The sequence below is a fragment of the Streptomyces sp. NPDC039462 genome (assembly GCF_055639375.1).
The window spans coordinates 574,652-596,870 of record NZ_JBVKAO010000001.1 but is presented as its reverse complement, the minus strand read 5'-3'; the positions used below and the strand labels follow the sequence as shown (position 1 = coordinate 596,870).

The following is a 22,219-nucleotide window of genomic DNA, read 5'->3' as shown; positions in this document are numbered from 1 at the left end:
GGAGGAGGACCTGATGACGACCAAATCGAAGCCGCGGGAGACCACGGTGAAGCGGCCGATCTCCATCACCGCCGTCGTGGACTGCGTGGGCGCCCTGGCGGCCGGCAGCATGGAAGGCCACCTGTACATGTACGACACGAACCGGGCCGGGGGTTCCACCGGGTTCGGCACGGAGGAACTCCGGACGAAGGTCCGGCGCGGCGACCAACTGCTGTGGAACTGCCTGGCGTTGGAGTGCGAGGCGTACGTGTCGATCGAGGACATCGTGATCGACCGCGAGATCTGCGAGCCGGTGCGGAAGGTGTACCCCGGCACCGACGTGTCGTACTGGGTCGCCACGGTGAAGAAGGCGGACCTGGAGCCGGTCGCGTATCAGATCAAGTTCAAGCTGGGCACGAGGGACGAGCCGATCACCACCACCCTGTCGTCGTCCCTCGTCGGCTAGGGGCCAGTCATGACGGCGTACGCGAAGGAGGAACGGGTGAGCAGCACCACTACGCGCGGTGACGTGGAGAAGCAGAACCCCGGCCAGCTGAACTCGGTCCAGCTCAACATCGTGACGCTCATCAACATGGAGCGGGCGACGGCGACGGGCTCGCTGAGCGACTCGATGTACATGATGGACAACAGCATCGGCGGCAAGGGGCAGGGCACCTCGTCGCTGGAGACGGTGTGCAAGCAGGGGCAGGTGATCAACTGGATCGTCCGCCCGATCGACATGGAGAAGCGCCTGGACGGCACCTGGCCGCCCATGCCGAAGATCAACAACATCGTGTTCCTCGACACCGAGCTGGGTGACGAGGAGGACGTGGCGGAGCGGCGGATCTTCAACGAGCTGAAGATCTACGGGATGCCGGACCGGATGCGGGACAAGTTCACGCCGGTCTACTACTACTGGGCCGGCACGGTCATGAGCACCGCGAAGCCCGGCCTGTACCGGTACCGGCTCGTGATGGAGCTGGAGCAGGAGAACAAGAAGGAGCGGCTGTACCTGAACACGGCCATCCATCCGTCGATCCGGGTGATCCCCGTCTAGCCGACGCCGGGCCACGCTTCAGGCCGCGAGCACTATGAACAGGGTGTATACGTCATGTGTATAGTGCTTGCATGCCTGCCGTGAACAAACCTTCCGCCTTCAAGACGACGCGCTCGGCCAAGAGGTTGCGTCGCACCGCCCCCGTCCTCGCGGCGGGGGCGGCTCTCGCCCTCGCGCTGACCGGGTGCACCCAGCTCGACACCACGTCGCCCAGCTCCGTGCGCAAGGACGGGGCGGCGGCGAAGGCGGCGGACCAGGGGAAGTTCGGCACCGTCGACTGCCGCAAGGCCAAGTGCGTGGCGCTGACCTTCGACGCGGGCCCCAGCGAGAACACGCCCAGACTCCTGAGCATCCTCAAGAGAGAGAAGGTCCCCGCCACCTTCTTCACGCTCGGCAAGAACCACATAGAGAAGTACCCCGAGCTGGTGAAGCAGATGGACGCCGAGGGGCACGAGGTGGCCAGCCACACCTGGTCGCACAAGATCCTCACGAAGATCAGCCCGAAGGAGGCGCGCCGCGAGCTGGAGCGCCCGAACGAGGCGATCGAGAAGCTCATCGGCAAGAAGCCGACACTGATGCGTCCGCCGCAGGGCCGGACCAACGACGACGTCAACAAGCTCTCCAAGGAGCTCGGCCTCTCGGAGGTCCTGTGGACCGTCACGGCGAAGGACTACACGACCAATGACTCCAAGCTGATCCAGAAGCGGGTCATCGACCAGACGAAGCGGGACGGCATCATCCTGCTGCACGACATCTACAAGGGCACGGTCCCGGCCGTCCCCGGTGTCATCACCGAGCTCAAGAAGCGCGGCTACGTCTTCGTGACGGTGCCCCAGCTCCTCGCGCCGGGCAAGGCCGAGCCGGGCAAGGTCTACCGCTAGGGCGTGTCTTTTGAATCGGTCCGGACAGCCCTGGGCGCGCTCCGGCCGCTCGGCTGGCAGGCTCGGGGTGTGGCCATCTTCCAGATCACCCGAGACACGCCCCTGCCCGCCGCCGAGACCTGGCGCAGGCTGACCGCGTGGGAGCGGCACGCCGACGTCGTCCCGCTCACCCGCATCGCGGTCCGGACTCCCCCGCCCACCCACGCGGGGACGGTCTTCGTCGCGCGCAGCGCGCTCGGCCCCGTCGGCTTCGACGACGTCATGGAGGTCGTCGAGTGGTGCCCGCCGGACGGCACCGCTCCGGGGCGGTGCCGGCTGGAGAAGCGGGGGACGTTCATGACGGGCTGGGCCGAGATCGAGGTCTACCCCACGGACGGCGGCTCCGCCGTGGTGTGGCGCGAGGATCTTCGCGTGCGGTGGCTGCCCGCGCTGTGCGACGGGGTGCTGTCGTCCGTGTCGGGACGGGTGTTCGGCCGAGCGGTGGACCAGCTCCTCGCGCCCTGAGCGCCGGCGCGACGGGCTCCCCCGCGCCGCGCCTTTCAGGCGACGGAACCGATGCGCCCCGACGGCCGGTTCGACGTGTCGTGGTGGATGGGGGTGTGGGCGCCGGTCAGGGAGGTCCCCGTGCCGCCCCGGCGGTTCGCGACGATCTCCGAGGCGATCGACAGGGCCGTCTCCTCGGGCGTACGGGCGCCGAGGTCGAGGCCGATGGGCGAGCGCAGGCGCGCCAGCTCCAGCTCGGTGACGCCGACCTCGCGCAGGCGCGCGTTGCGGTCCTCGTGGGTGCGACGCGAGCCCATCGCGCCGACGTAGGCGACGGGGAGGCGCAGGGCGAGCCGCAGCAGGGGGACGTCGAACTTGGCGTCGTGGGTCAGGACGCACAGCACGGTGCGGCCGTCGACCTCGGTGCGCTCCAGATAGCGGTGCGGCCAGTCGACGACGATCTCGTCGGCGTCCGGGAAGCGTCCGGCCGTGGCGAAGACGGGCCGCGCGTCGCACACGGTCACGTGGTAGCCGAGGAACTTGCCCATCCGGACCAGCGCCGACGCGAAGTCGATGGCGCCGAACACGATCATGCGGGGCGGCGGGACGCTCGACTCGACGAGGACGACCAGCGGCCTGCCGCACCGGGAGCCGTCCTCGCCGATCTCCACGGTCGCGGTGCGGCCCGCGTCGAGCAGGGCGCGGGCCTCCTCCGCCACCGTGCGGTCCAGCTCGGGGTGGCCGCCGAGCCCGCCCTCGTACTCCCCCGTGGGGCGTACGAGCAGGGCGCGGCCGAGCAGTTCGGCGGGCCCGGACGTGACGCGGGCGACGGCCGCCGCCTCCCCTGCCGACGCGGCGGCGAGCGCCGCGGCGAACACCGGCCTGGACACGGCGTCCGCGCGGACCGGGGTGACGAGGATGTCGATGACGCCGCCGCAGGTCAGACCCACGGCGAAGGCGTCGTCGTCGCTGTAGCCGAAGCGTTCGAGGACGGTCTCGCCGTCTTCCAGGGACTGCCGGCACAGTTCGTAGACGGCGCCCTCCACACATCCGCCGGAGACCGAGCCGATCGCCGTGCCCTCGCTGTCGACGGCGAGCGCGGCGCCCGGCTGCCGGGGCGCGCTGCCGCCGACCGCCACCACGGTGGCGACGGCGAAGTCACGTCCCTGCCCGACCCACCGGTTCAGCTCGTCGGCGATGTCCAGCATCTCGGCCTCCTCAGGCTCACAAGGCTCTACGGGTGTGTGAAGGGCCGGCGCCTCAGTGGACGCCCAGCCAGCTCTCGATGGGGTTGAGGGCGAAGTAGACGATGAAGATCAGCGTCAGGCCCCACATGAAGGCGCCGATCTCGCGGGCCTTGCCCTGGGCGATCTTGATGGCGACCCAGGAGATGACGCCCGCCGCGACACCGGTGGTGATGGTGTACGTGAAGGGCATGAGCACGACGGTCAGGAAGACCGGGATGGCGGTGGCGCGGTCGGCCCAGTCGACGTGCCTGGCGTTCATCATCATCATCGCTCCGATGACGACGAGCGCGGCGGAGGCGACCTCCTGGGGCACGATCGCGGTGAGCGGCGTGAAGAAGAGGCAGGCCGCGAAGAAGAGGCCCGTGACGACCGAGGCGAGGCCGGTGCGGGCGCCTTCGCCGACGCCGGTCGCGGACTCGACGAAGACGGTCTGGCCGGAGCCGCCCGCCACGCCGCCGATGGCGCCGCCTGCGCCGTCGATGAACAGCGCCTTGGACAGGCCGGGCATGCGGCCCTTGTCGTCGGCGAGGTTGGCCTCGGTGCCGACGCCGATGATGGTGGCCATCGCGTCGAAGAAGCCGGCGAGCACGAGCGTGAAGACGATCATGCCGACCGTCATCGCGCCGACCTCGCCCCAGCCGCCGAACTCGACCTCGCCGATGAGCGAGAAGTCGGGCGACGAGACCGCGCTGCCGTGCAGTTCGGGGGCGCCGTTCGCCCACTGCTTGGGGTCGATCACGTCGAGTGCGTTGAGTACGACGGCGATCACGGTGCCGGTGACGATGCCGATCAGGATCGCGCCGGGGGTGTTGCGCGCCTGCAGCATGAAGATGAGGAGCAGGGTGCAGGCGAAGATCAGCACGGGCCAGCCGGAGAGTTCACCGGCGGGGCCGAGGGAGAGCGGGGTGGCCTTGCCGGGGTGCACGAAGCCGCCCTTGACGAGGCCGATGATGGCGATGAACAGGCCGATGCCCATGGTGATGCCGTGCTTGAGGGCGAGCGGGATCGCGTTCATGATCATCTCGCGCATCCCGGTGACCACGAGCAGCATGATCACCACGCCGTACATCACGCACATGCCCATGGCCTGCGGCCAGGTCATCTCGGGCGCGACCTGCGAGGAGATCACACCGGACACGGAGAGTCCGGCGGCCAGGGCCAGCGGCACCTTGCCGACGAAGCCCATGAGGAGCGTGGTGACCGCCGCGGCGAGCGCCGTCGCGGTGATCAGGGCCTTCTGGCCCATGGTGTCCCCCGCCGCGTCCTTGCCGGACAGGATCAGGGGGTTGAGCAGGACGATGTACGCCATCGCCATGAACGTGGTGATTCCGCCGCGCACCTCACGCGCGACCGTGGATCCCCGCCGGGATATGTGGAAGTACCGGTCGAGCCAAGATCTGCCGGCCGGGACGCGTGAGCCGGAGCCCGCGTCCTCCGCGGTGGTCTTGGGCTCCACTGAAGACTGGGTCATGGTGCCTACTCCCAAGGTTCACAGGGGCACCCGCTGAGTTGCGGGATTTGGGATGGTGCGTTGGCTGCACGACCCGGGGGACGGCCCGAGACGAACGACATCTCCCTCGGGGCGAGGGGGAGTTGGGCTCCGAGCGGTGCGGGCGGCGGGAAGTGTGACGTTCCTGGGAGGCACACACCGCTCGGAGGACTTGCGCTGATCCCCGAGCGGGGGATCAGATCCGCGGAGGGATCACGTGCCGGTGAGGTGTTCGGGACGCACCGGCGTCTTGTTGAGCTCCAGACCGGTGGCCGCGCGGATCGCCGCGAGGACCGCCGGGGTCGAGGAGAGGGTGGGGGCCTCGCCGATGCCGCGTACGCCGTAGGGCGCGTTCGGGTCGGCGAGCTCCAGGTAGTCGACCGGGATGGTCGGGGTGTCGAGGATGGTCGGGAGCAGGTAGTCCGTGAAGGAGGGGTTCTTCACCTTCGCGGTCTTCGGGTCGACGATGATCTCCTCCATCACCGCGACGCCGAGGCCCTGGGTGGTGCCGCCCTGGATCTGGCCGATGACGGAGAGCGGGTTGACCGCCTTGCCGACGTCCTGGGCGCAGGCCAGTTCGATGACCTTGACGAGGCCGAGCTCGGTGTCGACCTCGACGACCGCGCGGTGCGCGGCGAAGGCGTACTGCACGTGGCCGTTGCCCTGTCCGGTGCGCAGGTCGAAGGCCTCGGTGGGGCGGTGCCTGAACTCCTCCTCGACCTCGACGGCCTCGTCCTCCAGGACCTCCACGAGGGTGGTGAGGACCTCGCCGCCGTCGGTGACGACCTTGCCGCCCTCCAGGAGGAGTTCGGCGTTGGCCCAGGCCGGGTGGTACGAGCCGAACTTGCGCCGGCCGATCTCCAGGACCTTCTCGCGGACGATCTCGCAGGAGTTCTTGATGGCGCCGCCGGTCATGTACGTCTGGCGGCCCGCGGAGGTCGAACCCGCCGAGCCCACCTGGGTGTCGGCGGGGGCGATGGTGACCTGCTGGACGCCGAGCTCCGTGCGGGCGATCTGCGCGTGGATGGTGACACCGCCCTGGCCGACCTCCGCCGCGGCGGTGTGGACCGTGGCGACGGGCTCGCCGTTGATGACCTCGATGCGGACCTTGGCGGTCGAGTAGTCGTCGAAGCCCTCGGAGAAGCCGACGTTCTTGATGCCGACCGCGTAGCCCACACCGCGGACGACGCCCTCGCCGTGCGTGGTGTTGGACAGGCCGCCGGGCAGCGCGCGGACGTCGGCGCCCTCGCTGGACTCCCACTGGCGCTCGGGCGGCATCGGGCGGGCCTTGACGCGGCGCAGCAGCTCGGCGACGGGGGCGGGCGAGTCGACCGGCTGCCCGGTCGGCATGATCGTGCCCTGCTCCATCGCGTTCTTCTGCCGGAACTCCACCGGGTCCATGCCCAGCTTCGCGGCGACCTTGTCCATCTGCGCCTCGTACGCGAAGCACGCCTGGACCGCGCCGAAGCCGCGCATGGCGCCGCAGGGCGGGTTGTTGGTGTAGAGGCCGATCGCCTCGATCTCCACGTCGTCGACGACGTACGGACCGACCGAGAGGGACGAGGCGTTGCCGACGACCGACGGGGTCGACGACATGTAGGCGCCGCCGTCCAGGACGATCTTGCACTTCATGTGCGTGAGCTTGCCGTCCTTGGTGGCGCCGTGCTCGTAGTAGAGCTTCGCCGGGTGCCGATGGACGTGGCCGAAGAAGGACTCGTAGCGGTTGTAGACCATCTTCACGGGCTTGCCCGTGCGCAGCGCGAGGACCGAGGCGAGGATCTGCATCGAGATGTCCTCGCGGCCGCCGAACGCGCCGCCGATGCCCGCCATCGTCATGCGGACCTTCTCCTCGGGCAGGCCGAGGCAGGGGGCGATCTGCTTGAGGTCGGAGTGCAGCCACTGGGTGGCCACGTAGAGGTCGATGCCGCCGTCCTCCGCGGGCACGGCGAGGCCGGACTCCGGTCCGAGGAAGGCCTGGTCCTGCATGCCGAAGGTGTACTCACCCTTGACGATCACGTCGGCCTTCTTGGCGGCCTCTGCGGCGTTGCCGCGGATGATCGGCTGGCGGTGCACGATGTTCGGGTGCGGGACGTGGCCGGCGTGGTGGTCGCCGCGGTTCTCGTGGACCAGGACCGCGTCGGGGGCGGTCGCCGACGCCTCGTCCGTGATGACCGGGAGCTCCCGGTACTCGATCTTGATTTTCGCGGCGGCGCGGCGCGCGGTCTCCGGGTGGTCGGCGGCCACGAGGGCGACCGGCTCACCGTGGTGGCGGACCTTGCCGTACGCGAGGACGGGGGTGTCCTGGTACTCCATGCCGTAGTTCTTGGCGGCCGGCAGGTCGTCGGCGGTCAGGACCGCGTAGACGCCGGACATGGCCACGGCCTCGGAGACGTCGATCGACACGATCTCGGCGTGCGCGACCGTGGACCGCAGGGCCTGGCCCCAGATCATCTCCTCGTGCCACATGTCCGAGGAGTAGGCGAATTCGCCGGTGACCTTCAGGGTGCCGTCGGGGCGCAGCATCGACTCGCCGACGCCGCCCTTGGTCTGCGAACCCTGGGTGACGTTGGCGGGGATGCCGGTGGTGGTGCCAGCCATGTCAGACCGCCTCTCCCTGACGGGCCGCGGCCAGGCGGACCGCGTCCAGGATCTTCTCGTAACCGGTGCAGCGGCAGAGGTTGCCGGAGAGCGCCTCGCGGATGTCCGCGTCGGACGGCGTGTCGTTGCGCTCGAGGAGCTCGTCGGCCGCGACGAGCAGGCCGGGGGTGCAGAAGCCGCACTGGACGGCGCCCGCGTCGATGAACGCCTGCTGGATCGGGGAGAGCTCGGCGCCCTCGCCGGTCTGCGAGTCCTGTCCCTTGGCGCTCCAGTTCTGCGCCTCCTGGAGGGAGGTGCCGCAGGCGCCGGAGGCGCCGGAGACGCAGCCGCCGCCGGGGTGGGCGTCGGCGCGGTGCTTGGCGTAGTCGGCGAGGCCCTCGACGGTGGTGACCTCGCGGCCCTCCACCTGACCGGCCGCGACCAGACACGAACACACCGGGACGCCGTCGAGCCGGACGGTGCAGGAGCCGCACTCGCCCTGCTCGCAGGCGTTCTTGGAGCCCGGCAGGCCCATGCGCTCACGCAGCACGTAGAGCAGGGACTCGCCCTCCCACACGTCGTCCGCTTCCTGCTGACGGCCGTTGACCGTGAAGTTCACGCGCATTATGCGACTCCCTCAGTGCTGCGGCCCTCGCCGCGGTACGACTCCCAGGTCCAGCCAAGCGTGCGGCGGGCCATGATGCCGACGGCGTGGCGGCGGTAGTTCGCCGTGCCGCGCACATCGTCGATCGGGTTGGCGGCTCCGGAGGCGAGCTCCGCGAACTGCTTGGCGATCGAGGGGGTGATGATCTTCTTGCTGTCCCAGAAGCCGCCCTCTTCGAGCGCCGCGTTCAGGAATTCCTCGGCCGCCTTCGCCCGGATGGGGGTGGGGGCGGCGGAGCCGATGCCGGTCCGCACGGTGCGGGTCTCGGGGTGCAGCGCGATGCCGAAGGCGCAGACGGCGATGACCATGGCGTTGCGGGTGCCGACCTTCGAGTACTGCTGCGGCCCGTCCGCCTTCTTGATGTGCACGGACTTGATCAGCTCGTCCGCGGCGAGGGCGTTGCGCTTCACGCCGGTGTAGAAGTCGTCGATCGGGATCAGGCGGGAACCCCGCACGGACTCCACCTCGACCTCGCAGTCGGCGGCCAGCAGGGCCGGGTGGGCGTCGCCTGCCGGGGACGCCGTGCCCAGGTTGCCGCCGACGCCGCCGCGGTTGCGGATCTGCGGGGAGGCGACGGTGTGCGAGGCGAGCGCGAGGCCGGGGAGCTCGGCTCGGAGCTCCTCCATGATCTGGGTGTACGGGACGGAGGCGCCCAGCTGGACCGTCTCCTCGCCCACCTCCCACTCGCGCAGCTCGACGATGCGGTTGAGGTCAAGCAGGTACTCGGGACGACGGTGGTCGAAGTTGATCTCGACCATCACGTCGGTGCCACCCGCAATCGGCACAGCCGTGGGGTGCTCGGCCTTGGCGGCGAGCGCCTCCTCCCAGCTGGCGGGGCGAAGGAAGTCCATGAGGCTCTCTTCTTCGTATCGAGGGTCGTTCGCTTCAAGGGACGGGAGGATTCCGTTCCGGCCACTCGGGCCGTTCGTCCCTCGACTGCTCGTTCATGTGCTGTTAACGCGGAGTGGGGCAAGTACACCGCCCGCTCGTCCGATGGGGTCAGTCACCGAAACCATGAAGGAGTTGGCTGGCCAAGCCGTGCGTCTTGTAGATTCGTATGAAGAACGGGCCCCAGTAACCTCGCGGATTCCCCCGGGAAACGGGGGACGCCCGGCGGCACAGGACCCCGGCGCTACCGAGCGCACATGTTTGTACACACCATTCGAGACAGATCGGCGGCGACGACCCCATGCGGCTGCGCGCACTCCTTGACACCGACGCGCTGGGCCTGCGGCTGCTCGGCGGCGAGGACGAGCTTGACCGCACCGTGCGCGGTGTGATGACCACGGACCTGCGGGACCCCAGCCGCTATCTGGCGGGCGGCGAGCTGGTCCTCACCGGCCTCGCCTGGCGCCGCGACGCCTCGGACACGGAACCCTTCGTGCGGATCCTCGCGAGCGCCGGAGTCGCGGCCCTGGCCGCCGGCGAGGCCGAGCTCGGCGACATCCCCGAGGACATCGTCGAGGCCTGCGCCCGGCACCGGCTTCCGCTCTTCGCGGTCAACGAATCCGTGGCCTTCGCGACGATCACCGAGCACGTGGTGCGGCAGGTCTCCGGCGAGCGCGCCGGGGACCTGGCGGCCGTCGTCGACCGGCACCGGCGCCTGATGACGTCGGGCCCGGCGGGCGGCGGCCCCGACGTCGTCCTCGACCTGCTCGGCACCGACCTGGACCTGCGGGCCTGGGTGCTCTCCCCCGCCGGGCGCGTGATCGCCGGGTCGAGCGCGGCGGGGACCGCCCTGCCGGGGCCGCTCTGCGCGCGCCTCGCCGGGGAGCACCTGGCGGCCGTCCGGACGGGCCGGCGCGGCCCGCACCGCGTCTCGGTGGACTCCGTGACGTACTCGCTGTTCCCCGTTCGAACCAGTGGGCGCGGCACGGCCGGCGCATCGCGGGACGTGCGCGAGTCGGTGCTCTCCGACTGGGTCCTCGCGGTGGAGGCCGACGCGGGCGACTGGCCCGAGGAGCGGCTCGACCTGCTGCAAGGTGTGACGCAGCTGATCGCCGTGGAGCGCGACCGGCGCGACGCGGCCCGCACGGTGCGCCGCCGCCTCGCCCAGGAAGTCCTTGAGCTGGTGCAGACCGGCGCGGCCCCCGCGGAGATCGCGGCCCGGCTGCGCGTCGCCGCGCCGGTGCTGCTGCCGGGGCTCGGCACGGCCCCGCACTGGCAGGTCGTGGTGGCCCGGGTGGAGTGGGAGGGCGGGGAGATCGACGGCGGCCCTGTCGCCCAGTCGCTCCTGGAGGAGATCCTCGTCGACCCCCATGCGGCGGGCCCCGAGCCGTCCGACCGGATCGCGGTCGCGCACACCGGTGACGAGGCGATCGCCCTCGTGCCGCTGCCCGCGGTCGCCGGCGAGCACGACGGCCCGGAGACGGGCCTGCTCGCGGACGCGCTCCTCGCCTCCGTCCACGACCCGCTGGCCGCGGGCCTCGACGGCGACGGCCGCCTCACGCTGGGCGTCAGCGCCTCCGTGCACTCGGCGGAGGGGCTGCGCGGCGCCCTGGAGGAGGCCCGGCACGCCCGCCGGGTGGCGGCGGCCCGGCCCGGCCGGGTCTGCGCGGCCGGACACCAGGAGCTGGCGTCGCACGTCCTGCTGCTGCCGTTCGTGCCGGACGACGTGCGCCGGGCGTTCACGGCGCGGCTCCTGGACCCGCTGCGGGAGTACGACCAGCGGCACCGCGCCGAGCTCATCCCGACCCTGGAGGCGTTCCTCGACTGCGACGGTTCGTGGACGCGCTGCGCCGCGCGGCTGCACCTCCACGTCAACACGCTGCGCTACCGGGTGGGCCGTATCGAGCAGTTGACGGGTCGTGACCTCTCGCGGCTCGAGGACAAGCTCGATTTCTTCCTCGCCCTGCGGATGAGCTGAGGGAATCCGGCGCGGGCCCGGCCGGAGGGAAGTCACCGCCGACCGGGCCCGGCACGTCTCCTTACCCTCCCTTTGTGAATTCTTTCACCCGACCTCTTGGCCGCACGCCGCGATCCATGCTGAGATTCGCCCACGACTCAACAGCTCAATGGTGTGCTCGGGGAGGGCAACGTGGCGCATACCGCCATGTCTGGTACCGGAACGACTGCAGAGCACGATCCACTCCAGACCGCGGTATGGCGGCTGCGCTCGCGCGGCTGCTGGACCGACGCTGCGGAGCTGCTCGCCTCACGGGCGGGGGCCTCGGCGGCACTTCAGAGGGCGGCCCTCCTCGTCGAGCGGTGCCTGTTCACGGGGGACGGCTGGGGTGAGGCGGAGGACGTCCTGCGGACCGCGGAGGCCCTCGCCGAGAACGACGACGACCGGGGCGCCGCGGCCTGCGAGCGGGGCCAACTGGCTTACGCCTCTACGGTCTTGGGGGTACGCGACCGGGCCGACGAAGCCCGCACGGCACTCGGCAGGGCGGCGGCGCTGCTCGCCCCGAACGCCTCCGGGCGGCCGCTCCTCGACTTCCGCCGCGGCCTGATCGCGGAGCACATCGCGGACTCGCCGCAGTCCGCGAAGGCGGCCTACCGCAGGGCGCACGCGGGCGCCACCGCGCGCTCCGACTCGCTGCTGCTCTCCTTCACCTGGCGCCACCTCGCCGGACTCGCCCTGCGCGACGGGGAGTTGGCGGAGGCGCGGCACGGTTTCGCCGAATCCCTGCGCATCCGCGAGGAACTCGGCTACCTGGTCGGCACGGCCCCCGCACTCGCCGCACTCGCGGACGCAGAGCCGGAACCGGAAGCCACCCGCCTCCGCGCCGAGGCCACCCGCCTCTTCCGCCTCCTCGGCGGCGTCCCCTCCTGGCTGGCCCACCACCTGCAACCTCCCGCGGCAGCGGTCTAGCCCCCTCACGGGCGCCGGCTCCCCCATACGCCGGCGCCCACGGGGTCGCCGGGCCCCCCGGCACAGGGGAAGCACCACGCCGGGGTCAGGCCGAGCCGGACCCCGTGAAGTGTTCCTGGACCAGGGACGAGACCACGCAGAAGTCCTGGGCGGCGAGGGCGTCGAGGAGGGCCATGTGTTCTGCCGCGTCGGCGATGAGGTCGGCGCGGCGGCCTGCGACGGGGCCGCTCGACAGGGGCCACTGCGAGCGGCGGTGCAGGTCGTCCGCGACCTGGACGAGCTGCTGGTTGCCGGAGAGGGCGAGCACGGCGCCGTGGAAGGAGCGGTCCGACTCGGCGTAGCGCGCGAGGTCGCCGACCGCCGCGGCCGTCACCGTCGCCTCGGCCAGCGGCCGCAGCTCGGCCCAGCGCGCCGCGGGCACCGTGCGGGCGAGCCGCAGCATCACCGGCACCTCGATCAGCGCCCGCACCTCCGCGAGCTCGGCCAGCTCGCGGGTGCTGCGCTCGGTGACCCGGAACCCGCGGTTGGGCACGACCTCCACGGCACCCTCGTTGGCCAGCTGCTGCATCGCCTCGCGAACGGGCGTCGCGGAGACGCCGAAGCGCTCGCCGAGGACCGGCGCCGAGTACACCTCGCCGGGCGTGAGCTCGCCGCCGACGAGGGCGGCCCGCAGCGCGGCGAGGACCTGTCCGCGCACGGAGCTGCGCCGGACCGTGCGGCGCGGCCCGCGCACCCCGGAGCCCGCCTGCTCCGGCACCCGGACGCGCGGCACCCCGGCGAGGGAAGCCCCCTCGCGTGCTCCGGTCTGCTCCACGACGTCCGCCCGCCCCGCTTTCCACTGCTCCGAAAGGTACGAGAGGCACCATAGGCGGACAGGACCCGAGTTGAAACCTCGATCACGTCGGGTAAGGTAAGGCTTACCTGCTATCGATCGCGATTCGGTGGTCCCCCGCATGTCCGTACCCACCTTGGCCGCACCCCTCCAGGGCGCCTCCAGTGCCGTAGCGGGCTCGTACGCCCGCCTCAACGAGGTGTACTCCGGACTGCGCATCACCGAGCTCGCCCCCGGCGAACGGATCCCCCAGGGCGCCGGCTGGGTCACCGCCGCCCGGCTCGCGGAGGGCGGCGCCGACCTCGACGCGTTCCTCGCCTGGGACAACGCACAGATCCTGAAGGACTACGGCACCCAGGCCCGCCCCGACGTGGTCGCCAGCTTCGGCCTGCACCGCTACGCCTGGCCGGCCACCCTCCTCATCACGGTCCCGTGGTTCCTGCACCGCCGCGTGCCCCGCTTCCCGGTCGCCGACGTCTCCTTCCAGCGCACCCTCGGCCATCTGGCCGTACGCACGGGCGCATTCGCCTGCCTGCCCGACGACCCGGCCGCGTCCCTCCCCGGCGCCCGCGTCGTGGCGGACGAGGAAGCGCTGCGCGCCGAGGTGCGGGCCTCCGTCGCCGAGCACCTCGGCCCGCTCCTGGACGGCTTCGGCCCCCGGATGCGGCGCCGCTCCCGCGCCCTGTGGAGCCTCGCCACCGACGAGATCGTCGAGGGCCTCTGGTACGTCGCCCACCTCCTCGGCGAGGAGCAGCGGGCGATGACGGAGCTGGAGCGGCTCCTGCCCGGCGCCACCAAGCCGTACGTCGGCACGGCCGGCTTCCGGGAGCTCACCGGACCGAACGGCGAGAAGCTGCCGACCCGCGACCGGGCGAGCTGCTGCATGTTCTACACGCTGCGCCCCGACGACGCCTGCGTCACCTGCCCGCGCACCTGCGACGCCGAGCGCATCGTGCGGCTGAGCGCGGACGCCGCGGCGAGCTGATCCCCCACAGCCGCCCGAACCACCCCTTCGTGCACGGTTAATCGAACTCAACCACCGGCCCCCCGCCGCGAGTTCGAGCAAAAGTACGCCGTGCGCCCTCCCTTGCACCCCCATGGCGTCCTCTTGCCCCGAAACCCCTTGAGGGCCATCCGGGTTGGGTCAATATGGCGCCCGATACGCCCTACCGCGATGCAAGGGACCCCCAGATGAGACTGACCGATATATCGCTGGACTGGCTGCTTCCCGGCGGCGTCCTGCTCCTGGGCATGCTGGTGGCGGTGGCGGTGCTCGCGCGCGGCAAGCGAGGCCACGACAAGACGGCGAAGGGAACCGCGGGCGACGACTCGTGGGAGCGCAGCGAGGAACGCCGCAGACGCAAGGAAGCCATCTACGGAACGGCCTCCTATGTGCTGCTGTTCTGCTGCGCCGCCGTCGCCGCCGCGCTCTCCTTCCACGGCCTGGTCGGCTTCGGCCGGCAGAACCTCAGCCTCACCGGCGGCTGGGAGTACCTGGTCCCGTTCGGCCTCGACGGCGCGGCGATGTTCTGTTCCGTCCTCGCCGTGCGCGAGGCCAGCCACGGTGACGCGGCGCTCGGTTCGCGCCTCCTCGTGTGGACGTTCGCGGGCGCGGCCGCCTGGTTCAACTGGGTGCACGCGCCGAGAGGCCTCGGCCACGCGGGCGCGCCGCAGTTCTTCGCCGGGATGTCCCTGTCGGCGGCGGTGCTCTTCGACCGCGCGCTGAAGCAGACCCGCCGGGCGGCGCTGCGCGAGCAGGGCCTGGTGCCGCGCCCGCTGCCGCAGATCCGCATCGTGCGGTGGCTGCGCGCGCCGCGCGAGACCTTCGGCGCCTGGTCGCTGATGCTCCTCGAAGGCGTCCGCACCCTGGACGAGGCCGTCGAGGAGGTCCGGGAGGACCGTCGCGAGAAGGAGCGCACCCGGCTGCACAGGCGCGACCGGGAGAAGCTGGAGCGCGCCCGGCTCAAGGCGATCAGCCGGGGCCACCGGGGTTACGCCCGCGGTGGCGGCCGGCAGGTCGAGGTGCAGGCCGTCGCACCGGCCGCCGGGTCCGCGCAGGTCGGCGCGGACCCTGCCATACCGGCGCAGGAGCAGTTGCCGGTACGCCCCCGTCCCTCCCTCCAGGCCGTCAGGGACGGCCATGACGACGCCGACCCTGCCGCCCCCGTCACCGTCGACCTGACGGCGGAGGACGACACGCAGACCCTGCCCCGGCTCGACTCGCTGGAGCAGAAGCTGAAGGATTTGGAGCAGCAGTTCGGCTGACCGCCGGGCGGCGGCGGGCTCATGCCGTGCCGCCGCCGTCCAGCTCGAACCACACCGCCTTTCCGACCCCGTGCGTCCGCACGCCCCACGCGTCCGCGAGGGACTGCACGAGGACCAGGCCCCGGCCGCTCGTGCCCTCGCCGGCGCTCTGCACCCGGGGTTCGGGGCGGCGCCCCACGAAGTCCCGCACCTCGACGCGCAGGCCGCGCGGGCCCACGGTCGCGGTGACGACGGCGTCGTGATCGGTGTGCACCAGTGCGTTCGTGACCAGCTCGCTGGTGAGCAGTTCGGCTATGTCGGACCTGCCCGGCTTCCCCCAGTGCCTCAGAAGCTCCCTCAGGGCCTTCCTGACCTCGGACACCGCGCGCAGATCCGCTCTCCCCAGCCTGCGCGTGAGCTGACCCCGATGGGGTCCGCCCGGCGCTTCACCGGTCCTCTCGTCGCGTACGTTCGATGAAGAGGCCCCGATCGCCCCGGAGCCGCCCCCTCGTGATTGCCTCCTCATGACCCCCGCCCACAAAGCGATGTGTCAGCCTCCCTGCTCGAACAGCCTCACGGGATGCATGCCCCGGGCCCGTGGCAGCAAGCCTGTCGAATCATCAACCAATCGCGGGGGGTGCGTCCGGGGATCGGGGGGAAGTGAAGCGGTGGACCCCACCGCCGAACGTTCCGAGGAGCCCCCGAGTGCACGACGACAGACTGCTGGTGGAAGGCCGCCTGGAGCGGGCGCTGCGCCAGTTCATCCGCCCCGCCCAGTACGCGCGACGCACCCCGCTGACCCTCTCCGTCTGGCACGCGCCGGGTGAGCCGGTGCCCGTCGGGACCGCGCTCGAAGCGGAGTACGTGCCCTTCGAGACCGGCACGGAATGGGGAAACCCCTGGTCGACCAGTTGGTTCCGGCTCCAAGGACAGGTGCCCGAGGAGTGGCGGGGAAGCCGGGTCGAAGTGGTGATCGACCCCGGCTTCACCGGGGAGGGGCCCGGCTTCCAGGCGGAGGGTCTGGTCTACGACGCGGCGGGCGTTCCCCTCAAGGGTGTTCACCCGCGCAACCGGCATATTCCGGTGGCCTCCCCCGCCCGGGGCGGCGAACCGGTGCACCTACTTCTCGAAGCGGCGGCCAATCCCGCCGTTCTGCACGACTTCGTGCCGACACCGCTCGGCGACGTACTGACCGCAGGCAATAGCCCGATCTACCGATTCGCGTCTGCCGATCTCGCCGTACTGGACGAGGACATCTGGCAGTTGACCCTGGACATCGAGGTCCTCTCCGAGCTGATGCGCGAACTGGACGCCGAACGTCCGCGTCGCCACGAGATTCTGCGGGCACTTGAGGACATGCTCGACGCACTCGATCTGCACGACGTGTCCGGCACCGCCGCCGCGGCCCGCGCCGAGCTCGCCGACGTCCTCGCCCGGCCCGCACACGCCAGCGCACACCGCGTATCGGCTACCGGACACGCGCATATCGACTCGGCATGGCTGTGGCCGCTGCGCGAGACGGTGCGCAAGGCCTCGCGGACCTTTGCCAATGTGACGGCGCTCGCCGGGGAGTATCCGGAGCTGGTCTTCGCCTGCTCGCAGGCCCAGCAGTACGCCTGGGTGAAGGAGCACCAGCCGCACATCTGGGAGCGCATCAAGAAGGCGGTGGCCGCGGGCAACTGGGCGCCCGTGGGTTCGATGTGGGTGGAGTCGGACGCCAACATGCCGGGCGGCGAGGCGCTGGCGCGGCAGATCACGCACGGCATGCGGTTCTTCCGCGAGGAGCTCGGTGTCGAGACGGAGGAGATCTGGCTGCCCGACTCCTTCGGATACACCGCGGCCTTCCCGCAGTTGGCGAAGCTCGCGGGTGTCCGCTGGTTCCTGACGCAGAAGCTGAGCTGGAACCAGTCCAACAAGATGCCGCACCACACCTTCTGGTGGGAGGGCATCGACGGCACCCGCGTCTTCACCCACTTCCCGCCCGTGGACACCTACAACTCGCAGTTCCATGGCGCGGAACTCGCTCACGCCGAGCGGAACTTCGCCGACAAGGGCCGGGCGAGCCGCTCCCTGGTGCCGTTCGGCTGGGGCGACGGCGGGGGCGGGCCCACCCGCGAGATGATGGAGCGGGCGCGGCGGCTGCGCTCCCTTGAGGGGTCGCCGCGGGTGGAGATCGAGAAGCCGTCGGCGTTCTTCGCGGCGGCCGAGGAGGAGTACGGCGCGCAGGCCCCGGTCTGGTCCGGTGAGCTGTATCTGGAGCTGCACCGGGCCACGTACACCACCCAGGCGGCCACCAAGCGCGGCAACCGCCGCAGCGAACACGCGCTGCGCGAGGCGGAGTTGTGGTGCACGGCCGCCGCGGTGCGCGACCCGGCGTACGTCTATCCGTACGACACGCTCGACCGGCTGTGGAAGACGGTCCTGCTGCACCAGTTCCACGACATCCTGCCCGGCTCGTCGATCGCCTGGGTGCACCGGGAGGCGCGCGACACGTACGAGCGGGTCCTGGCGGAGCTCGACGAGCTCACGGCGTCGGCGGTGCGGTCGCTGGGCGCGGGCGGGCCCGTGGCACTGAACACCTCGCCGTACGCCCGTGACGAGGTGGTCGATCCCGGGGACGGCACGCTGGTGCGCGTCGAGGTCCCCGCGCTCGGCACGCGGAGCCTCGACGCCGCCGGTGCGGCCGGATCCGGCGCGGTCGCGCACACCACCGGCGACACGATCCTCCTCACCAACGAGCACCTGAACGTCACGGTCGACGCCGCCGGGCTCCTCGTCTCCGTGATGGACCTGGCCGAGGGCCGCGAAGTCCTGGCGGCGCCCGGCAACCTCCTCCAGCTGCACCCCGACCACCCCACGCACTACGACGCCTGGGACCTCGACAAGCACTACCGGCGCCGACACACCGACCTCACGGACGCCGAGTCCGTCGAGCTCGTCGAGGACGGGCCGCTGCGGGTCGCCGTGCGGGTGGTGCGGGCCTTCGGCAACTCGCGGATCACGCAGGAGATCCGGCTGGCGGCGGGCAGCCGCCGTGTCGACGTCGTCACGGACGTCGACTGGCGGGAGTCGGAGAAGGTCCTCAAGGCCGCGTTCCCGCTGGACGTGCACGCCGAACGGTCCGCCGCCGAGATCCAGTTCGGCCATGTGCACCGGCCGACACACGCGAACACCGGGTGGGACGCGGCGCGTTACGAGATCTGCGCGCACCGCTGGCTGCGGGTCGCCGAGGAGGGGTACGGCGTCGCGGTGCTCAACGACTCGACGTACGGCCACGACGTGACGCGCACGGAGCACGGCGGCACGCTCGGCACCACCGTGCGGCTGACGCTGCTGCGGGCCCCGCACAGCCCGGACCCGGAGACGGACCAGGGCGCGCACCGGTTCACGTACGCGCTGCTGCCCGGCGCGACGACCGGCGACGCGGTCGCGGAGGGGCTCGCGCTCAACCTGCCGCTGCGGGTGGCCGACGCGCCCGTCCTGCCGCCGCTGGTGAGCGTCGACCACCCGGCGGTGACCGTCGAGTCGGTGAAGCTCGCCGACGACCGCAGCGGCGACGTGATCGTACGGCTCTACGAGTCGCGCGGCGGGCGGGCCGCGGCCACGCTCGGCACGTCGTTCCCGGTGGCGCGGGCCGAGGTGACGGATCTGCTGGAGCGGCCGCTGCACGAGGCCGCGACGGGCGAGGCCGGGCTGGCGCTCGCGCTGCGGCCGTTCCAGATCGTCACGCTGCGGCTGCGTCCCGCCTGACGCGTCCGCGTGCCGGGGCCATGCGGGCAGGAGTCACGGCCTCGGCACGTTCCGCAGGTTCGAGCGGGCCATCTGGAGCATGCGGCCCACCCCGCCGTCCAGGACGATCTTGCTGGCGGAGAGGGCGAAGCCGGTCACCATGTCCGAGCTGATCTTGGGCGGCATGGAGAGGGCGTTCGGGTCGGTCACGATGTCGACGAGGGCGGGGCCCCTGTGCGCGAAGGCGTCCTTGAGGGCGCCCGCGAGCTGTTTGGGCTTCTCCACGCGCACGCCGTAGGCCCCGGCGGCGCGGGCGACGGCGGCGAAGTCGGGGTTGTGGTTCGCCGTGCCGTAGTTGGGCAGTCCTGCGACCATCATCTCCAGCTCCACCATGCCCAGGGAGGAGTTGTTGAACAGGACGACCTTCACCGGCAGGTCGTGCTGGACGAGGCTGAGGAAGTCGCCCATCAGCATCGAGAAGCCGCCGTCGCCCGACATCGAGACGACCTGGCGGCGCCGGTCGACGAACTGGGCGCCGATCGCCTGCGGCAGGGCGTTCGCCATGGAGCCGTGGCTGAAGGAGCCGATGATGCGGCGCCGGCCGTTGGGGGTGAGATAGCGGGCCGCCCAGACGTTGCACATGCCGGTGTCGACGGTGAACACGGCGTCGTCGGCGGCGACCTCGTCGAGGACCGACGCGACGTACTCGGGGTGGATCGGGATGTGCTTGTCGACCTTGCGGGTGTACGCCTTCACGACGCCTTCGAGGGCGTCCGCGTGCTTCTTGAGCATCTTGTCGAGGAACTTGCGGTTCGTCTTCGGCGAGACGCGCGGGATCAGACAGCGCAGCGTCTCGCGCACGTCGCCCCAGACGGCGAGGTCCAGCTTCGAGCGGCGGCCGAGGTTCTCGGGGCGCACGTCGACCTGGGCGATCTGCACGTCGTCCGGCAGGAACGCGTTGTACGGGAAGTCCGTGCCGAGCAGGATCAGCAGGTCGCACTCGTGGGTGGCCTCGTACGCGGCGCCGTAGCCGAGCAGGCCGCTCATGCCCACGTCGAACGGGTTGTCGTACTGGATGAACTCCTTGCCGCGCAGGGCGTGGCCCACCGGGGACTTGATCTTCTCGGCGAACTCCATCACCTCGGCGTGCGCGCCCGCCGTGCCGCTGCCGCAGAAGAGGGTGACCTTGCCCGCCTTGTCGATCATCTTCGCGAGCTTGTCGATCTCCTCGTCGCCGGGGCGCACGGTGGGCCGTGAGGTCACCAGGGCGGTCTCGGCGGCCTTGTCCGGGGCGGGCTCGGATGCGATGTCCCCGGGCAGCGAGACGACGCTGACGCCGGACTGGCCGACGGCGTGCTGGATGGCGGTCTGGAGCAGCCGGGGCATCTGCTTCGGGCTGGAGATCAGCTCGCTGTAGTGGCTGCACTCCTGGAACAGGCGGTCGGGGTGGGTCTCCTGGAAGAAGCCGAGGCCGATCTCGCTCGAGGGGATCTGTGAGGCGAGGGCGAGGACCGGCGCCATGGAGCGGTGCGCGTCGTACAGGCCGTTGATCAGGTGGAGGTTGCCCGGGCCGCAGGAGCCCGCACAGGCGGCCAGCCTGCCGGTGATCTGGGCCTCGGCGCCGGCCGCGAAGGCGGCGGTCTCCTCGTGCCGCACCTGGACCCAGTCGATCTCCTTCGTACGGCGGATGGCGTCCACGACCGGGTTGAGACTGTCGCCGACGACTCCGTACAGACGCTGCACGCCCGCGCGGACGAGGATGTCGACGAACTGCTCGGCGACGTTCTGCTTGGCCATGCTGCACGCACCTCTTTTGGACCGTATGGGCTGTCTTGGTGTCTCTTGCCCGATCTTTCTCGGTCCATGAATTCACAGGTGCGGCGGTCATGCCTCCCAGACCGCGGCGGCCGTCCGGTCGTCGGCGTACCCCTTGACCCTGACCTGGATGTCGGCCAGGAAGGCGGCGAGGCCCGGCGGGCCCGTCTTCTCCCATCTGCGGGTGAGGTGTGCGGCCAGCTCGGGCTCGCCGCGCAGGGGCTCGGCGAGGCCGCCGCTGCACAGGACGAGCGTGTCACCCGGGCGGGCGACCGAGGCACGGAAACGGAAGGGGTCGCGGGGCGGCTCGGGGGCCGGTTCGTAGGGACTGGGGGGTGTGGTGATGCCCAGGTCCATGGTGAGCCGGTCCGCGTCCGGGGACGGCGGGGGCGGGGGCGGCGAGCCGAAGCCGACCACGGGGTCGCCGGTGGCGTCGGCGACGCGGGGCTCGATGTCCTGCCACTCGCCGTCGCGCAGCCGGAACAGGCCGCCTCCGCCGACGCCGAAGAAGACGCGCGTACGACACCGCGGATCGGCCGGAAGGAGGAGGCAGCGCAGGGATGCCGCGTACTCCTCCGGCGCCAGGCCGAGGTCGGCGGCGTGCGCGCGGAGCCTGCCGAGGCTGCGGTCGGTGAGGCGGTGCAGGCCCGACTTGAGGTCGCCGCGCCGGGCGGCCCCGATGTCCTCGGCGAGCCGCCGGTGGCTGCGGCCCACGGCACGGCCGATCCACGCGCAGGCCTCGGCGGCGGCGCGGTGCGCTCCCGGGGTCGCGCGGGCGCCGGTGGCCATGGCGACGAGCACGAGGGCGTCATCGCCGGTGCCGAAACGGGCGGTGAGCAGGGCGTCGCGGCGCGGCTCGCCCCGGTATCTGGCGGAGTCCCCGCGCACGGAGGCGGCGCGCAGCGTGCTGCCGCCGTACCGCGCGCCTTCGAGCACGGTGTCGGGGACGAGGTCGGCGAGGTCGTCGGGATCGGCGGCGGGCAGGACGGTGGGCTCGGCCTCATAGGTGGGCGGCCCGTCCCCCACGTGACCGATGCCGCCCGTGTCGCCGGGTGGTCCGCCGGGGCCGTCCGCATCCGCAAAGATCCCGCTCGCCCGGGTGGGCGAGGCGGGCTCGGGGATGCGCGGGGCGGGCCGCGGGGCGCGTGGGGCGGGGAGGTCCGTCTTCAGGGTGTCCGCCGCCGAGGCGAACCTGTCGTCCAGGGTGTCCGGCGCGGGCGCGGGACCCGTGTCCGGCGCGGCGTCGTCGTACAGCTGTCCCCACCAGTCGTCGTCGCGGCCGGTGGGTGTGTCCCCCTGCTGGCTCATGCCCTTATTTTCCACCGCGGAGGCCGTACGAAAACGGTGCATCCGGAAATTCCGGCCATTCCGGGGACGGTGGGGACCGCCGGGCGGGCCCACCCCCCAC

The 22,219-nt window shown here is 71.5% G+C and carries 18 protein-coding genes; 9 read left to right on the top strand and 9 right to left on the bottom strand.

The features are described from left to right. The first annotated feature begins 13 nt into the window (after positions 1–13). The 4 genes from ACZ7LU_RS02410 (at position 14) to ACZ7LU_RS02395 (ending at position 2,421) form a co-directional block, all read left to right on the top strand. Positions 14–445 (top strand): hypothetical protein, encoded by a 432-nt coding sequence (locus ACZ7LU_RS02410; RefSeq protein ID WP_398309529.1) that lies wholly within the window; start codon positions 14–16, stop codon positions 443–445. Between the two features lie 36 nt (positions 446–481). Beyond that, positions 482–1,036, top strand: coding sequence for a hypothetical protein (locus tag ACZ7LU_RS02405; protein WP_398309532.1), 555 nt, complete (start codon positions 482–484; stop codon positions 1,034–1,036). A 71-nt stretch (positions 1,037–1,107) separates the two neighbouring features. Next, complete coding sequence (locus ACZ7LU_RS02400) at positions 1,108–1,917, top strand: polysaccharide deacetylase family protein (protein ID WP_471915418.1); 810 nt, start codon at positions 1,108–1,110, stop codon at positions 1,915–1,917. 69 nt (positions 1,918–1,986) lie between these two features. Then, positions 1,987–2,421 (top strand): SRPBCC family protein, encoded by a 435-nt coding sequence (locus ACZ7LU_RS02395; protein WP_471916458.1) that lies wholly within the window; start codon positions 1,987–1,989, stop codon positions 2,419–2,421. 35 nt (positions 2,422–2,456) lie between these two features. On the opposite strand, the gene ACZ7LU_RS02390 is transcribed toward ACZ7LU_RS02395, so the two are convergent. The 5 genes from ACZ7LU_RS02390 to ACZ7LU_RS02370 form a co-directional block, all read right to left on the bottom strand. Next, positions 2,457–3,608: an XdhC family protein gene (locus tag ACZ7LU_RS02390; protein ID WP_398309541.1), complete on the bottom strand. Its 1,152-nt coding sequence runs from the start codon at positions 3,606–3,608 to the stop codon at positions 2,457–2,459. A 52-nt stretch (positions 3,609–3,660) separates the two neighbouring features. Further along, entirely contained in the window at positions 3,661–5,118 is a 1,458-nt protein-coding gene (locus ACZ7LU_RS02385; protein ID WP_398309544.1) for an NCS2 family permease, read from the bottom strand. A gap of 231 nt (positions 5,119–5,349) precedes the next feature. Next, on the bottom strand, positions 5,350–7,734 hold the full coding sequence (locus ACZ7LU_RS02380) for a xanthine dehydrogenase family protein molybdopterin-binding subunit (RefSeq protein ID WP_398309547.1): 2,385 nt from the start codon (positions 7,732–7,734) through the stop codon (positions 5,350–5,352). A gap of 1 nt (position 7,735) precedes the next feature. After that, positions 7,736–8,338, bottom strand: coding sequence for a (2Fe-2S)-binding protein (locus tag ACZ7LU_RS02375; protein WP_468561149.1), 603 nt, complete (start codon positions 8,336–8,338; stop codon positions 7,736–7,738). Next, on the bottom strand, positions 8,338–9,228 hold the full coding sequence (locus ACZ7LU_RS02370; protein WP_471214607.1) for an FAD binding domain-containing protein: 891 nt from the start codon (positions 9,226–9,228) through the stop codon (positions 8,338–8,340). The genes ACZ7LU_RS02375 and ACZ7LU_RS02370 overlap by 1 nt, the downstream gene beginning before the upstream one ends. Positions 9,229–9,566: 338 nt before the next feature. Here ACZ7LU_RS02370 and ACZ7LU_RS02365 point away from each other — a divergent pair, with 338 nt between their 5' ends. Beyond that, complete coding sequence (locus ACZ7LU_RS02365; protein ID WP_398309556.1) at positions 9,567–11,243, top strand: PucR family transcriptional regulator; 1,677 nt, start codon at positions 9,567–9,569, stop codon at positions 11,241–11,243. 186 nt (positions 11,244–11,429) lie between these two features. Continuing rightward, positions 11,430–12,191 carry a hypothetical protein gene (locus ACZ7LU_RS02360; RefSeq protein WP_471915417.1) on the top strand — a complete coding sequence of 254 codons (762 nt, stop codon included), beginning with the start codon at positions 11,430–11,432 and terminating at the stop codon, positions 12,189–12,191. A gap of 85 nt (positions 12,192–12,276) precedes the next feature. Here ACZ7LU_RS02360 and ACZ7LU_RS02355 read toward each other — a convergent pair whose 3' ends face one another. Beyond that, positions 12,277–13,005, bottom strand: a complete 729-nt coding sequence (locus ACZ7LU_RS02355; RefSeq protein WP_471915416.1) for a GntR family transcriptional regulator — start codon at positions 13,003–13,005, stop codon at positions 12,277–12,279. Positions 13,006–13,144: 139 nt separating this feature from the next. Here ACZ7LU_RS02355 and ACZ7LU_RS02350 point away from each other — a divergent pair, with 139 nt between their 5' ends. Together ACZ7LU_RS02350 and ACZ7LU_RS02345 are read left to right on the top strand one after the other, a co-directional pair. After that, positions 13,145–14,008 (top strand): (2Fe-2S)-binding protein, encoded by an 864-nt coding sequence (locus ACZ7LU_RS02350; RefSeq protein ID WP_471915415.1) that lies wholly within the window; start codon positions 13,145–13,147, stop codon positions 14,006–14,008. A gap of 206 nt (positions 14,009–14,214) precedes the next feature. Further along, the gene (locus ACZ7LU_RS02345; RefSeq protein ID WP_398309568.1) at positions 14,215–15,288 is read left to right on the top strand and encodes a DUF2637 domain-containing protein; all 1,074 of its coding nucleotides are present in this window, start codon (positions 14,215–14,217) and stop codon (positions 15,286–15,288) included. Between the two features lie 19 nt (positions 15,289–15,307). Here ACZ7LU_RS02345 and ACZ7LU_RS02340 read toward each other — a convergent pair whose 3' ends face one another. Next, complete coding sequence (locus ACZ7LU_RS02340) at positions 15,308–15,793, bottom strand: ATP-binding protein (RefSeq protein WP_398309571.1); 486 nt, start codon at positions 15,791–15,793, stop codon at positions 15,308–15,310. 179 nt (positions 15,794–15,972) lie between these two features. On the opposite strand from ACZ7LU_RS02340, the gene ACZ7LU_RS02335 reads away from it, so the two are divergent. Next, complete coding sequence (locus tag ACZ7LU_RS02335; RefSeq protein ID WP_471915414.1) at positions 15,973–19,017, top strand: alpha-mannosidase; 3,045 nt, start codon at positions 15,973–15,975, stop codon at positions 19,015–19,017. Positions 19,018–19,050: 33 nt separating this feature from the next. Here ACZ7LU_RS02335 and ACZ7LU_RS02330 read toward each other — a convergent pair whose 3' ends face one another. Beyond that, on the bottom strand, positions 19,051–20,793 hold the full coding sequence (locus ACZ7LU_RS02330) for a pyruvate dehydrogenase (protein ID WP_398309576.1): 1,743 nt from the start codon (positions 20,791–20,793) through the stop codon (positions 19,051–19,053). An 87-nt stretch (positions 20,794–20,880) separates the two neighbouring features. After that, positions 20,881–22,119 carry a protein phosphatase 2C domain-containing protein gene (locus tag ACZ7LU_RS02325; RefSeq protein WP_398309579.1) on the bottom strand — a complete coding sequence of 413 codons (1,239 nt, stop codon included), beginning with the start codon at positions 22,117–22,119 and terminating at the stop codon, positions 20,881–20,883. Between the last annotated feature and the right edge of the window lie 100 nt (positions 22,120–22,219).

Excerpts from the sequence above, each read along its gene's own strand:
- ACZ7LU_RS02375 (WP_468561149.1), bottom strand. The coding sequence starts at position 8,338 with ATGCGCGTGAACTTCACGGTCAACGGCCGTCAGCAGGAAGCGGACGAC.
- ACZ7LU_RS02345 (WP_398309568.1), top strand. The coding sequence starts at position 14,215 with ATGAGACTGACCGATATATCGCTGGACTGGCTGCTTCCCGGCGGCGTC.
- ACZ7LU_RS02340 (WP_398309571.1), bottom strand. The coding sequence starts at position 15,793 with ATGAGGAGGCAATCACGAGGGGGCGGCTCCGGGGCGATCGGGGCCTCT.
- ACZ7LU_RS02325 (WP_398309579.1), bottom strand. The coding sequence starts at position 22,119 with ATGAGCCAGCAGGGGGACACACCCACCGGCCGCGACGACGACTGGTGG.
- ACZ7LU_RS02350 (WP_471915415.1), top strand. The coding sequence starts at position 13,145 with ATGTCCGTACCCACCTTGGCCGCACCCCTCCAGGGCGCCTCCAGTGCC.
- ACZ7LU_RS02380 (WP_398309547.1), bottom strand. The coding sequence starts at position 7,734 with ATGGCTGGCACCACCACCGGCATCCCCGCCAACGTCACCCAGGGTTCG.
- ACZ7LU_RS02400 (WP_471915418.1), top strand. The coding sequence starts at position 1,108 with ATGCCTGCCGTGAACAAACCTTCCGCCTTCAAGACGACGCGCTCGGCC.
- ACZ7LU_RS02390 (WP_398309541.1), bottom strand. The coding sequence starts at position 3,608 with ATGCTGGACATCGCCGACGAGCTGAACCGGTGGGTCGGGCAGGGACGT.
- ACZ7LU_RS02330 (WP_398309576.1), bottom strand. The coding sequence starts at position 20,793 with ATGGCCAAGCAGAACGTCGCCGAGCAGTTCGTCGACATCCTCGTCCGC.
- ACZ7LU_RS02365 (WP_398309556.1), top strand. The coding sequence starts at position 9,567 with ATGCGGCTGCGCGCACTCCTTGACACCGACGCGCTGGGCCTGCGGCTG.
- ACZ7LU_RS02410 (WP_398309529.1), top strand. The coding sequence starts at position 14 with ATGACGACCAAATCGAAGCCGCGGGAGACCACGGTGAAGCGGCCGATC.
- ACZ7LU_RS02385 (WP_398309544.1), bottom strand. The coding sequence starts at position 5,118 with ATGACCCAGTCTTCAGTGGAGCCCAAGACCACCGCGGAGGACGCGGGC.
- ACZ7LU_RS02370 (WP_471214607.1), bottom strand. The coding sequence starts at position 9,228 with ATGGACTTCCTTCGCCCCGCCAGCTGGGAGGAGGCGCTCGCCGCCAAG.
- ACZ7LU_RS02360 (WP_471915417.1), top strand. The coding sequence starts at position 11,430 with ATGTCTGGTACCGGAACGACTGCAGAGCACGATCCACTCCAGACCGCG.